The 12,395-nt window shown below is 73.2% G+C and carries 15 protein-coding genes; 9 read left to right on the top strand and 6 right to left on the bottom strand.

The features are described 5' to 3' along the window. The first annotated feature begins 41 nt into the window (after positions 1–41). Complete coding sequence (locus Csp2054_RS05375) at positions 42–512, top strand: BLUF domain-containing protein (RefSeq protein ID WP_096898290.1); 471 nt, start codon at positions 42–44, stop codon at positions 510–512. A gap of 59 nt (positions 513–571) precedes the next feature. Here Csp2054_RS05375 and Csp2054_RS05370 read toward each other — a convergent pair whose 3' ends face one another. The 3 genes from Csp2054_RS05370 to Csp2054_RS05360 are packed head-to-tail and all read right to left on the bottom strand — an operon-like array spanning position 572 to position 3,026. Next, the gene (locus tag Csp2054_RS05370) at positions 572–997 is read right to left on the bottom strand and encodes an RbsD/FucU family protein (protein WP_255252625.1); all 426 of its coding nucleotides are present in this window, start codon (positions 995–997) and stop codon (positions 572–574) included. Continuing rightward, positions 994–2,037 carry a LacI family DNA-binding transcriptional regulator gene (locus Csp2054_RS05365; protein WP_096898288.1) on the bottom strand — a complete coding sequence of 348 codons (1,044 nt, stop codon included), beginning with the start codon at positions 2,035–2,037 and terminating at the stop codon, positions 994–996. Before Csp2054_RS05365 ends, Csp2054_RS05370 begins: the two co-directional genes overlap by 4 nt. Continuing rightward, positions 2,034–3,026: an aldo/keto reductase gene (locus Csp2054_RS05360; protein WP_096898287.1), complete on the bottom strand. Its 993-nt coding sequence runs from the start codon at positions 3,024–3,026 to the stop codon at positions 2,034–2,036. The genes Csp2054_RS05365 and Csp2054_RS05360 overlap by 4 nt, the downstream gene beginning before the upstream one ends. Positions 3,027–3,163: 137 nt before the next feature. On the opposite strand from Csp2054_RS05360, the gene Csp2054_RS05355 reads away from it, so the two are divergent. The 3 genes from Csp2054_RS05355 (at position 3,164) to Csp2054_RS05345 (ending at position 5,966) form a co-directional block, all read left to right on the top strand. Then, positions 3,164–4,708, top strand: coding sequence for an alpha-L-fucosidase (locus Csp2054_RS05355; protein WP_096898286.1), 1,545 nt, complete (start codon positions 3,164–3,166; stop codon positions 4,706–4,708). A gap of 64 nt (positions 4,709–4,772) precedes the next feature. Continuing rightward, positions 4,773–5,381 (top strand): ScbR family autoregulator-binding transcription factor, encoded by a 609-nt coding sequence (locus tag Csp2054_RS05350; RefSeq protein WP_176491571.1) that lies wholly within the window; start codon positions 4,773–4,775, stop codon positions 5,379–5,381. Between the two features lie 9 nt (positions 5,382–5,390). Further along, positions 5,391–5,966, top strand: a complete 576-nt coding sequence (locus Csp2054_RS05345) for a GNAT family N-acetyltransferase (protein WP_096898284.1) — start codon at positions 5,391–5,393, stop codon at positions 5,964–5,966. 21 nt (positions 5,967–5,987) lie between these two features. Here Csp2054_RS05345 and Csp2054_RS05340 read toward each other — a convergent pair whose 3' ends face one another. From Csp2054_RS05340 to Csp2054_RS05330, 3 genes are all read right to left on the bottom strand, one after another. Next, complete coding sequence (locus Csp2054_RS05340; protein ID WP_096898283.1) at positions 5,988–6,416, bottom strand: BLUF domain-containing protein; 429 nt, start codon at positions 6,414–6,416, stop codon at positions 5,988–5,990. A gap of 75 nt (positions 6,417–6,491) precedes the next feature. Beyond that, positions 6,492–7,121 (bottom strand): response regulator, encoded by a 630-nt coding sequence (locus Csp2054_RS05335; protein WP_096898282.1) that lies wholly within the window; start codon positions 7,119–7,121, stop codon positions 6,492–6,494. Further along, positions 7,118–8,296 (bottom strand): sensor histidine kinase, encoded by a 1,179-nt coding sequence (locus Csp2054_RS05330; RefSeq protein WP_096898281.1) that lies wholly within the window; start codon positions 8,294–8,296, stop codon positions 7,118–7,120. The genes Csp2054_RS05335 and Csp2054_RS05330 overlap by 4 nt, the downstream gene beginning before the upstream one ends. A gap of 149 nt (positions 8,297–8,445) precedes the next feature. Between Csp2054_RS05330 and Csp2054_RS05325 the strand changes: the two genes are divergently transcribed. The 5 genes from Csp2054_RS05325 to Csp2054_RS05305 are packed head-to-tail and all read left to right on the top strand — an operon-like array spanning position 8,446 to position 12,359. After that, complete coding sequence (locus Csp2054_RS05325; RefSeq protein WP_096898280.1) at positions 8,446–9,552, top strand: ABC transporter permease; 1,107 nt, start codon at positions 8,446–8,448, stop codon at positions 9,550–9,552. Continuing rightward, positions 9,549–10,289 carry an ABC transporter ATP-binding protein gene (locus Csp2054_RS05320; RefSeq protein ID WP_096898279.1) on the top strand — a complete coding sequence of 247 codons (741 nt, stop codon included), beginning with the start codon at positions 9,549–9,551 and terminating at the stop codon, positions 10,287–10,289. The genes Csp2054_RS05325 and Csp2054_RS05320 overlap by 4 nt, the downstream gene beginning before the upstream one ends. Positions 10,290–10,299: 10 nt before the next feature. Beyond that, the gene (locus tag Csp2054_RS05315; protein ID WP_096898278.1) at positions 10,300–11,049 is read left to right on the top strand and encodes a histidine phosphatase family protein; all 750 of its coding nucleotides are present in this window, start codon (positions 10,300–10,302) and stop codon (positions 11,047–11,049) included. Positions 11,050–11,082: 33 nt separating this feature from the next. Beyond that, positions 11,083–11,610 (top strand): DUF3090 domain-containing protein, encoded by a 528-nt coding sequence (locus Csp2054_RS05310; protein WP_096898277.1) that lies wholly within the window; start codon positions 11,083–11,085, stop codon positions 11,608–11,610. Next, complete coding sequence (locus Csp2054_RS05305; protein ID WP_096898276.1) at positions 11,607–12,359, top strand: SCO1664 family protein; 753 nt, start codon at positions 11,607–11,609, stop codon at positions 12,357–12,359. Before Csp2054_RS05310 ends, Csp2054_RS05305 begins: the two co-directional genes overlap by 4 nt. Positions 12,360–12,395 lie beyond the last annotated feature (36 nt).

Below are 12,395 nucleotides of genomic sequence, written 5' to 3'. Positions count from 1 at the left end.
CGCGTTGACGTCGGTCCGGGTGCGGAACGACACTGGCGCCGATGACCTCCCTCACCTCCCTCGTGTACATGTCCGTCGCCGTCGACGAGCTCACTGACGCCCAGCTCGTCGACATGCTCCGCGAAGCCCGTCTGCGCAACGACGCGCTCGGGGTCTCGGGGCTGCTGCTCGCCAAGGGCGGCCGCTTCATGCAGGTCCTCGAGGGCCCCAGCTGGAGCGTCGAGGACCGCTACGCCGCGATCGAACGCGACCCGCGCCACCGTGACGTGCAGTCGCTGTCGCGGGAGGCGATCGAGAGCCGCCGCTTCGACGGGTGGGCGATGGCGTTCGGCTCGCCCTCCGACGTGGACGTCCTCGAGGAGCCGGGCTTCAGCGGGTTCCTGCAGCGGCGCGAGGCGCTGCCCGGGACGCTCGCCGGCACGTCCGCCGACTTCCTGCTCCGCTGGTTCCGCGCGCGGGACCTGCAGGACGGCCAGGAGGAGCGGATCACCCTGGGCAGGCACGCCGCCTGAGCGGGTGGTGCGGTCACGGTCGTCCCGCGACCGCGTCTTGCGGCGTCGGGCGACCCCGATCAGACCGTCGCGACGAACCCGAGCTCGAGGAGCAGGTTCGCGTGCGAGCGCTGGTCGCCCGTCGCGATGACGAGGCCGGTCTCCGGGGCGCGGACGGCGTCGTAGAAGGCGAAGCGGTCCAGGTGCCCGAGCGGGACGTCCGGCCCGAGGATCCGCCGGTACCCGTCGTGCGCCGCGACCGGCCCCTCCGGCGGCGGCGTCATGACCGTGGCGGCCTCGACCGGGACCGCGTCGAGGAGCGTCGTGAGCACCTCGTCGACGTCGAGCAGCCCGGGTCGGAAGTTCAGGTGGACCAGGGCCGCCCCCGGGTGCATCGCCGTCGCGAACGGGTAGTTCGCGTCCGCGACGAGCACCTTCGAGCCGTGCCCGAGCGACGCCAGCGCACTGAGCGTCGGCTGGTGGGTGAGGGTGTAGCGCAGCATCATGCCTCCAGGGCGTCGGGGCGGGGGAGCCGGGCGACGGAGCCGCCGGCGACCAGGCGTGGCGGGACGACGACGTCGATCGGGTCGGCGACGTCGCGGACGGCGCTCCCCGGACGGTCCCTCCCACGTTCGTCGAGCCGCTCCCGGATGCGCTCCGCCGCGCGGACGGCGAGCTCGTGGGTCGGCTGCACGACGACGGTCAGCTTCGGCACCGTGGCCTGCGCGAGCTCGAGCCCGTCGAACCCGGCGACCGAGAGGTCCTGTCCGAGCCGGAGCCCCGACTCGTTCAGGGTGATGACCGCTCCGAGGGTCAGTTCGTAGTTCGCGCAGAACACCGCGCTGGGACGCTCGGGCAGCACGAGCAGCCGTTGCATCGCGTCGCGGCCGTTCTCGACCGTCAGGGGTCCGCCGGAGACCGCGGCGTCGTCGACCTGGGCGCCGTGGGCCCGGGCGACGTCGAGGAACCCCTCGGTCCGCTCCCGCATCGTCGAGATCGCGGGGTCGCCCCCGATGACGGCGAGCCGCCGGTGCCCGTGGTCCACCAGGTGCCGGGCGGCGAGGGCCCCTGCGCCGTGGTTGTCGAGGTACACGCCGTCGGTGTCGAGACCGTCGGCTCGCCAGTCCACCTGCACGACCGGGACCCGCTCGGCCGCCCGGCGCAGGGCGTCGACGTCGTGCCGGGACGGCACGGCGACGATCCCGTCGACCATGCGGCTGAGGAGCAGGTCGACGGCACCGGCGGCGGCGTCCGGGCTCGAGGAAACGATCACGCTCATGCCGTACGGGCGCAGAGCGCTCTCCACGCCCGCGATCACGGTGAGGTGGAAGTCGTTGTCGAGTGCCGGCAGGAGGACCCCGATGGTGCCGGAGCGCCGCGAGCGCAGGCTCCTGGCGACGCCGTTCGGTCGGTACCCGAGCCGCTCGGCGGCCTGCTCGATGGCACGCGCGTTCCCGTCGCGAACCGTGCCGCCGTTGTAGAACTTCGAGATCGTCGCGAGCGAGAGGCCGGTGGCCTGCTGCAGGTCCTTGTAGGTCGCCGTCACCCGCGGCCGCCCGGGATCGTGCCGTCCTCGTCCCACAGGTCGTGCCAGCTGTCGGCGCCCTCCCACAGGAACACCTGGCCCTTGATCAGGCGCACGCCCCGGTCCACCTCCGTCATCGCCGCGAGTTCGTCGGCCGTCAGCGGATCGGTGAGCGCGCCCTCGAGGTTCGCCCGGTACTGCTCGGGCTTGACCGAGAACGGGATCGGCACCTGCCCCCTCGCCACCGCCCACTTCAGGCAGACCACCGCCGGGTGCACGCCGTGGGCGGCCGCGATCCGTCGGACGACCGGGTGGTCGATGTCGACCGGGTCCTCGTCGGTGCGGTCCCGCTCGGGCCGGGACGGCGAACCGAGCGGCGAGTACCCGATGGGCTGCACGGCGTTCGCGCGGCAGAAGTCGAACAGCTCGGGCTGCTGGAAGGTGGGGTGGAGCTCCATCTCGTTGAGCGACGGGAGTACCCGGGCGTCCTCGAGCAGGAGTCGGAGCTTCGGCACCGTGGTGTTCGACGTGCCGAGGTGCCGCACGACCCCCTCGTCGACGAGTTCTTCGAGGGCGCGCCACAGTGCGAGGTAGGCCCCGTGGTCGTACGGGCGCGCACGGCGGTCGCGGTCCTCGACGGAGGCGTGCGGGGCGTGGTGGTTCGGGAACGGCCAGTGCACGAACACGGCGTCGAGGTGGTCGGTCCGCAGGTCACGGAGCGACCGGCGGACGGACGCGACGGCGGCGTCCGGCTCGTGCGCGTCGTTCCAGACCTTCGACATCACGAAGAGCTCGTCGCGCGGGACGCCGCTGTCCGCGATGGCCGCGCCGACCTCGGCCTCGTTCCCGTACACGGATGCGCAGTCGACCAGCCGGTACCCGGCCGCGAGCCCCCCGCGGACAGCAGCCGCGACCTCGTCGGGTCCGTACCGGTCGGACCCGAAGGTGCCGAGCCCGATCGAGGGGATCCGCGCCCCGGTACGCAGCAGGCGGCTGGTCTCGACGTCCACGGTGCTCCTTCCCGGGCGGCACTGCCCGAAACGTTTCGTCGCAACCTCTTCACGACGGCTGGAAGGAACGCTACCGTGTCGAACAGCACGAGCGGAACGTTTCGTTCTGATCCGATCGCCAGGCTCGAGGAGGAGTCATGACCAGCGACCTGCCCCGCATCGACCCGACCACGCTGCCGGAACCGGTGGACGTGTCCGACAACTCCGAGGCGTTGGCCCGGGTCTCGGCCGTGGTCGCGGCCGGCCCGTTCGAGGCGACCTGGGAGTCCCTGCGCCGGTACACCCCGCCGCGGTGGTACCAGGACGCGAAGTTCGGGATCTTCCTGCACTGGGGTGTGTACTCGGTGCCGGCGTTCCGGAACGAGTGGTACTCCCGTGACATGTACCGGGAGGGCACGCCCGAGTTCGAGCACCACGTCGCCACCTACGGGCCGCAGGCCGAGTTCGGCTACAAGGACTTCATCCCGTCGTTCCGGATGGAGCACTTCGACCCGCAGGCCTGGGCGAACCTGTTCCGTCGGGCGGGGGCGCAGTTCGTGGTCCCCGTCGCCGAGCACCACGACGGGTTCGCCATGTACGACACCGACCGCTCCCGGTGGAGTGCGGCACGGATGGGACCGCAGCGGGACGTGTTCGGTGACCTGCTCCAGGCCGCCGACGACGCGTTCATGGTCCGGGGTGCCTCGTCACACCGGGCGGAGCACTGGTTCTTCATGAACGGCGGCGCCCGGTTCGACTCCGACGTCCTCGACCCCCGGTTCATCGACTTCTACGGCCCCGCCCAGCGCGAGGAGACCGCCCCGAACGAGCGGCACCTCGAGGACTGGCTGCTCCGGACGGTCGAGGTGATCGACAAGTACCGGCCCCAGGTGCTCTGGTTCGACTGGTGGATCGAGCAGCCCGCGTTCGAGCCGTGGCTGCGGACACTGGCGGCGTACTACTACAACCGGGCGGCCGAGTGGGGCCGCGAGGTCGTCATCAACTACAAGTGGGACGCCTTCGCGGAGGGGTCCGCGGTCTACGACATCGAGCGTGGCGCCCTGGGCGGCATCGCACCCACCGTCTGGCAGAACGACACCTCGGTGTCCAAGTCCGCCTGGTGCTGGATCGAGGGGCACGACCACAAGTCGGTCCCGGACCTGGTCGCCGAGCTCGTGGACGTGGTCTCGAAGAACGGCGTCCTGCTGCTCAACGTCGGACCGAAGCCGGACGGCACGATCGCCGAGCCCGAGCAGGAGCTGCTCGAGGCGATCGGCCGGTGGCTCGTCGTGAACGGCGAGGCGATCTACGGCTCCCGTCCGTGGACGGTGTTCGGCGAGGGCCCGACCGCGGTGCAGGCCGGGTCGTTCGTCGACGGGGAGGCCCCGGCTTACACCCACGAGGACGTCCGCTTCACCCGGCGGATCGACGTCACGGGCGAGTACGTCTACGCGATGCTGCTCGGCACGCCCGCGGACGGCGTCGCACGGATCCGGTCGTTCGGCAGCGGCGCGAACCTGCTGGGCCGTCCGGTCCGGAGTGTCGAGGTCCTCGGCCAGGACGGTGAGGCGGCGTGGACGCAGACCGCGGAGGCACTCGAGGTCACCGTCCCGACCGACCCGACGCCCGGGTCCGGGCCGGTGGTCAAGGTCTGGCTCCGCCCTGAGGTGCGGCAGGAGCGCCACGACGCGCTCCACGGCTGACGCGCGCGGACGGGAGGCGCGTGGCGGGGCCCGCCCCGTGCCTCCAGTCCGCGACACTGGTGTCGTGGAACGACGCACCCTGATCCTCGAAGCCGCTGCGCGCGAGTTCGAACGCGTCGGCTGGTCCGCGACCACGATCGCCGCCGTCGCCCGCGGAGCGGGCGTCTCGCAGGGCGCGCTGCACTTCCACTTCCCGACGAAGCTGTCGCTCGCCCTCGGGGTCATCGACGAGCAGAACGTCCGGACCTTCGACGTCGTGCGCCTCGCCGACGCGTCGCCGCTCCACGCCCTGCTCCGCGCCTCCCACGGCATCGCCGAGATGCTCCTCGACGACCCGGTGGTCAGCGCCGGCATCCGCCTGTCCCTGGAGCGCGGGGAGTTCGGCGCCGCGACCGCCGCGTTCTACGAGCAGTGGATCGGCGGCATCAGCGACCTGTTCCGGCTGGCGCTCGCGGCAGGAGAGCTCCGGACCGACCTCACCGCCGAGCAGCTCGGCGCGACCGTCGTGCCGATGTTCACGGGCGTCCACCTGGTCTCCGCCGTCCGGACCGGACGGCAGGACCTCTTCCCGGCGCTCGAGTCCATGTGGCGGCTCGTGCTCGCCGGCATCGTCGACCCGAGGCACCGCGAGCGTCTGCTCGGCGTCGTCGCGGACCTGTTCGGCACGCCGTAGGCTGCGGCCATGGGGGAGACCACGGTGCTGCGCGCGGACGACCCGCGCGTCCGGGCGCTCGCCGCGGCGGGGTGGCGGACGACGGCCCGCTCGTTCGGTGCGCAGCTCGACGCCGGTGGACTGGACCGAGCCCAGCTCCGTGCACGTGTGGACCGTGTCGCACCGTTCGTCGTCCGCGAGCTCGGTGAGGCCGACCTCCGCGCCGTGCGCGCGCTCGATGCCGCCACCGTCGGGGACTACCCGGGCAGTGTCGCCACGCGGCACGAGCTCCTCACCGACGTGACCGCCGCGCTCCACCACGACCGCCGGGCATTCGGCGCCTGGACGCCGGACGGACGGCTCGTCGGCCTGACCTACGTCGACCGGGACGGCGACACCGTCGAGACCGACTTCACCGTCGTCGACCCGGCGTTCCGCGGTCGGGGCGTCGGCGTCGCCGTGAAGGCCGCGTCGGTGCTCGCGCTCGTCGAGGACGGCGTCCGCCGGTTCCGCACCGGTGGTTCGGCGGACAACGCGGCGATCATCGCGGCGGGGGCGGCACTCGGGTACCGCCGCGACGAGGAGTGGGTCACCCTCGAACGGTGACGCCGCGGCCCGGGCGGGGCGTCAGGCGTCGTTGAGCTCGCGGGAGCGGAACCACTTCAGGAGCCACGCGGAACTCGTGCGGTCGAACGCGCGCGGGAAGTCCATGTCGCCGGTGAGGAAGGGACTGAAGCCCTCCTGCTGCTCGACGTCCGCGTCCTCCAGCGAGCGGTAGGCCATGGCCCAGCCGTCGAACCGACGACGCTCGATGTCCTCGCGGACGAGCGACTTCACGTCTCCGTGTCGGGCGTCGCGGGAGATCGCCGCGAACCGGTCGTCCACGCTCCACGCCGGCCCCTCGAGCAGCTGCATGAAGCGGCCGCTCTTGGCGACGAGGAGCCCGGACACCCCGAGCGCCGTGTTCCGGATGCGCGCCTCGCGGAGGAGCTCCTGCATGTCCGCATCGTCGAAGGGGACGTTCGCGCGACTCATGTAGAGGATGGAGACGAGCACCGTCCCATCCTGGTGCCTCACCGCGCGGCATCCGAACCTTGTCCAGATCGCGCAGTCGCGATCGCACAGGAGCGGTCACGCGCCGCGTCGCAGCACCCCCAGTCGACGCGCCTCGTTCACCGCCGCCGTGCGCGAGGAGACCCCGAGCTTCGAGAACACGTGCACCAGGTGCGACTTCACGGTGGCGTCGGAGATGAACAGGCGCGCGGCGACCTCGCCGTTCGACGCCCCCTCCGCGACGAGTGCCAGGACCTCGATCTCCCGCGCGGACAGGCTCACCTGCGGCGCACGCATCCGCGCCATGAGCCGCCCGGCGATCGTCGGGGCGAGGGCGCTCTGCCCGGACGCCGCCGCGCGCACCGCGGCCACGAGGTCCTCCGGCGGTGCGTCCTTGAGCAGGTACCCGCTCGCTCCGGCCTCCACCGCGCCGAGGATGTCGCCGTCGGTGTCGTAGTTCGTCAGCACGAGCACGTACGGCGCGGCCTCGAGCGCCCGGATCCGACGGGTGGCGTCCGCGCCCGTGGTGCGCTCGCCGAACTGCAGGTCCATGAGCACGAGCTCGGGAGCGAACCGGACGGCGGCGTCGACCGCCTGGTCCGGCGTGGCGGCTTCGGCGACGACCTCGACGTCCGGTTCGCCGTCGAGCAGCGCACGGAGCCCGGCGCGGACCACGGGGTGGTCGTCGGCGATGACGATGCGGATCACGGGACCTCCAGCGTCGCGACGACCGAGGTCCCGCGGCCGGGCAGCGACTCGACGTCGAGCCGACCGCCGAACTGCGCGACGCGGTCCGCCATGGCGCGCAGGCCGAACGAGTCCGACCGGCCCGCTCCCACGCCGTCACCGGACCCGGCCACGTCGAACCCGCGACCGTCGTCGGCGACCGCGAGCCGCGCCTCCCGTCCGTCCACCGTGAGCGTCAGCCGGACCGAGGTGGCCTGCGCGTGCTGCACCACGTTGGCGAGCGCGCCCTGCGCGATCCGCAGCAGCGCCGTCTGCACGTCCATCGGCAGCGACACCGTGTCCGGCGCGTCCACCGCGACCGTCAGCCCGTCGACCGACCAGCTGGCGTCCGCCAGCCGCCGCAGGGCGGTGGGCAGCCCCGCCTCGAGCGCGGGCGGCGCGAGTTCGCGGATGAAGCGGCGCGTGTCCGCGAGCCCCTCGGCGGCGGTCTGGCGCGCCAGCCGGATGTGCTCCGTGCCGGGTCGGTCGCCGTCCGCGCGCTCGGCCGCGTGCAGCAGCATCTGGATGCTCGACAGGCCCTGCGCGACCGTGTCGTGGATCTCCCGCGCGAGCCGAGCCCGTTCGGCGAGCACGCCCTGCTCGCGCTCGGTCGCGGCCAGGCGGTCGCGGGTCGCGAGGAGTTCGGCGACGAGCTGCTCGCGTTCCGCGGCCTCGCGCGCGAGGGCCCGGTACCCGAGCCCGATCAGCAGTGCGACCCCGGCACCGACGAGCGGCCCGATCACGCCCCCGACCGTGAAGCCCCCGTGCAGTCCGAGCGCGACGATCGACACGGCGGTCGCGACGACGACCGCTGCCGGACCGACCATCCGCGGCAGCACGTGCAGGTACAGGAAGAACAGCGGGAACACCAGGTAGGCGGCCTCGGGCACCAGGACCAGCAGGGCCGCCCACACCACCGTCAGCGCTACGAGCCACCACGCCCCGGCACGCTGCCGTCGCGGGCCGGTCGTCCGCGCGACGCGGGCGCCGAGGAGGTACACACCGGCGAAGAGCGCGGCGAGCACGAGTGCCGGCAGCGCCGTCGGACCACCGACGACCACGACCCGCGCCACCACGAGCGCCAGGAGTGCCGCGGACAGCACGTGCAGGCCGGTCCGGAGACCGACGAACACCGGGGTGAGGGTTCCGTGCGCCATGTCCCCGTCAGCGTACGGTCGCGCGGGCGTCGGCGGATCAACCGAAAGTCGGAGCGGAGGACCAGCATGCCCGTCGATGTCCCCGAGCGGTCCGCTCGCGAGGCTGGTCGTCGTGGTCGCGGAGGGTCCGCGACACGGGAAGGACCACCGTGTTCGTCGCCTGGCGCGATCTCCGGTTCGCCCGCGGACGGTTCCTGCTCATCGGGTCCGTCGTGGCGCTCATCACCGTCCTCGTCGGCTTCCTCGCGGGGCTGACCGGGGGCCTGGCCGCACAGAACGTGTCGGCCGTGCTCGCCCTGCCGGGCGACCGACTCGTCCTGCAGCAGCCGTCCGGCGGGCAGCCGTCGTTCTCCACGTCGGGCGTCGGCCGGGAGGCACGGGCCGACTGGCGCGCGTCGGCCGGCGTCGAGCGGGTGGTCCCCGTGGGCATCCTGCAGGGGCGCGCGGCTCGCGGGGGCGAGTCCGGTGCCGGTGCTGGTTCTGGTTCTGGTTCCGCGGTCGGGGTCGCGCTGTTCGGGCTGCCCCCGTCGGACGACGGCGCGGTGGCGCGGCTCGCTCCTGAACGCGACGGCGACGTCGGCCTGTCCTCCGGCGCCGCACACGACCTCGGCGTCCGGACCGGGGACCGCGTCACGATCGCCGGGGCGACGTTCACGGTCGCGACGGTCGGTGACGACCTCTGGTACAGTCACACCCCGGTCGTCACGATGACCCCGACGGCGTGGGCTCAGGCAGACCGTCGGCTCGGCGGCGACGGCGACCCGACGGTGCTCGCCGTGACCGGCCAGCCGGACTGGGCGGCGGTCGCCGATCGCACCCACACCTCGGCCGCGACGCCCCTCGGCTCCCTGACCGCGCTCGAGACCTTCCGGTCCGAGATCGGCTCGCTCGGCTTGATGATCGTGATGCTCTTCGGGGTCTCCGCGCTCGTGGTCGGTGCGTTCTTCACCGTGTGGACCATGCAGCGCGCCGGCGACGTCGCCGTGCTCAAGGCCCTCGGCGCGAGCACGCCGTCGCTCGTCCGCGACGCCCTCGGGCAGGCACTCGTCGTCCTCGTGCTCGGCATCGGCGTCGGCACCGCCCTCGTCGTCGGGCTCGGAGTGCTCGCCGGCGGTGCGCTCCCGTTCCTCCTCAGCCCGCTCACCACCCTGGTGCCCGGTGCCGCGATGGCCCTGCTCGGGCTCGCCGGCGCCGCGGTCGCCCTCCGCACCGTCACCGCAGCCGACCCCCTCACCGCACTCGGGAGCAACCGATGATCACCCTCGACGACGTCACCCTCACCTTCCCCGACGGTGACCGCCGCGTCACCGCCGTCGACCACGTCTCCCTCACCGCGCCCGCCGGGGTGGTGACGGGCATCACCGGCCCGTCCGGCTCCGGGAAGTCCTCGCTGCTCGCGGTCGCGGCGACGCTCATCCGGCCGGACTCCGGACGGGTGCTCGTCGGGGGTGCGGACGGGCCGGTCGTCGACGCCGCGCAGCTGTCCCGGAACGCGGCGACCTCGCTCCGCCGTGAGCGCATCGGCATCGTGTTCCAGCAGTCGAACCTGATCCCCTCGCTGACGGCACGGGAACAGCTGCTCGTGATGGGGCACCTCGGCGGCGGCGGCGGGTCGGTGTCGCGGGACCGTGTGGACGACCTGCTCGACGCCGTCGGGCTCACCGGTCACGGTGACAAGCGCCCCGCGCAGCTCTCCGGCGGGCAGCGGCAGCGGGTCGCGATCGCCCGGGCGCTCGTGCACGACCCCGACGTCCTGCTCGTCGACGAACCGACGAGCGCCCTCGACCAGGAGCGGGGCGGTGCCGTGATGGACCTCATCGCCCGGCTGACGCACGAGCGCGGGACGGCGACCCTGCTCGTGACGCACGACCTCGTCCACCGGGGAGCGCTCGACGAGCTCGTGAGCGTGGTCGACGGGCGGGTGGTCGACCCGCGGGTGGTCGACGGGCGGCTGGTGCCGGAGCCCGCGGGCGCGGCGCAGCACGCGGCCTAGGATCGTCGGCATGGCGACCGTCCTCCTCGTCCGGCACGGACGCACCACCGCGAACGCCACCGGACTCCTCGCCGGCCGCACGGCCGGGGTCCGGCTCGACGACGTCGGGCGCCGGCAGGCCCAGCGGACCGCCGAGCGCATCGCCGCGGTCCCGCTCGCCGCACTCGTCACGAGCCCCCTCGAACGCTGCCGTCAGACGGCCCGGGCGATCGCCGACGCCCAGCGCGCCGCGCACGGCCGCGCGCCCGACACCGTCGTGGAGCGGGCCATCACCGAAGCCGACTACGGCGAGTGGCAGGGCCGCAAGCTCGCCGACCTGGCGAAGGAGCCCCTCTGGCGCACGGTGCAGGCGAACCCGAGCGCCGTCGTGTTCCCCGGCGGGGAGTCCATGCCGACCATGCAGTCGCGCGCGGTGACGGCCGTCCGGCGGCTCGACGCCGAGGTCGAACGGCAGCACGGTCCCGGTGCGGTCTGGGTCGCGGTGAGCCACGGCGACATCGTGAAGTCCGTGCTCGCGGACGCGTTCGGCATGCACCTCGACCTGTTCCAGCGGATCGCCGTGGGTCCGGCCTCGGTGTCGATCGTGCGATACGGCGAGCACCGGCCCGAGGTCGTCGCGACGAACACCGAGTCCGGCGACCTGTCCTGGTTGGCCGCTGCACCCGCGCCGGCCGGCGACGCGGCCGTCGGCGGCGGCGCCGGACACGAGCCGTCGTCGGCCACGTCCGACGGCGACCGTCCGGGGACCGTCGCTCCCTGAACGACCGGAGCCGTCGGCTCCTACACTTCGGGTATGCCCACCATCGTCCACGGCTTCGACTGGCCGGACCGCATCGTCGTCGGCACGATCGGACGGCCCGGCGAGCGCGCGTTCTACCTGCAGGCACGTGACGGCAGACGCGTCACGAGCGTCGCTCTCGAGAAGGAGCAGTCGGCCGTCCTCGCCGACAAGGTCGCCGAACTCCTCGACGAGGTCGCGACCGTCGACGACAACCGCTTCAGCGTGCCGGAGACCGCGCCGAAGGAGTTGTTCGACGGCGACCCGCTCGACCAGCCCGTCGAGCCGGAGTTCCGAGCCGGGGCGCTCAGCCTGGGGTTCGACCCCGCGACCGCGCAGGTCGTGATCGAGGCGTACCCCATCGACGACGAGGTCGAGATCGTCGCCGAGGAGACCGGCGAGGACGGCGAGGTCGAGGCCGTCGTCGAGATCCCCGAGCCCGCTGAGCTCTTCCAGGTGAAGATCCCGGTCGGGACCGCCCGGGCCTTCGTCGAGCGCACCCGCGAGGTCGTCGCGGCAGGGCGGCCGCCCGGCGTCGCATGACCGACCTGACCATCCGCGCGCGCATCCGCGAGGCGTCGAACGCGACCTTCCTCGCCGACCTCGACGGCGAAGCCGTGGTCTACAAGCCCGTCGAGGGCGAGCGGCCGCTGTGGGACTTCCCAGACGGCACGCTCGCCGGTCGCGAGGTCGCCGCGTTCCTGGTGTCCGAGGCGTTCGGATGGTCGGTGGTCCCGCCGACGTGGTTGGGCGACGGCCCGTTCGGACCCGGGATGGTCCAGCGGTGGCAGGACATCGATCCCGAGCAGGACGCCGTCGACATCGTCGCGCCGGACGTCGCCGAGGCGCCGGACAGCGGTTGGCTGCCGGTCCTCGAGGCGATCGACGAGCACGAACAGCCCGTCACCCTCGTGCACGAGGACACCGAGCAGCTGCGTCGGATGGCGGTGTTCGACACGGTCGTGAACAACGCCGACCGGAAGGGCGGGCACGTCCTGGCCATGCCCGACGGCCACCGGTACGGCGTCGACCACGGGCTCACCTTCCACGTCGAGCACAAGCTCCGGACCGTGCTGTGGGGGTGGATCGGCGAACCGCTCACCCCCGACGAACTCGAGGGCGTGGACCGCGTGTCCGAGGCCCTGCGCGGCGACCTCGGCCGAGCGCTCGAGGAGCACCTGACCCCGCAGGAGATCGACACGCTCGGCGCCCGGTGCGCGGCGCTCCGCGCCGTCGGCATCTTCCCGCCGCCGCCGGGGCACGGCCCCGCCGTGCCGTGGCCGCTGTTCTGACCGGGTCCGCTCGGCTGATCGGGTACGCGCGGCCGT

Origin of the sequence: Curtobacterium sp. 'Ferrero' (assembly GCF_002412165.1) — a bacterium.
Taxonomy (GTDB): domain Bacteria; phylum Actinomycetota; class Actinomycetes; order Actinomycetales; family Microbacteriaceae; genus Curtobacterium.
This window is presented reverse-complemented; position numbering and strand designations above follow the sequence as displayed.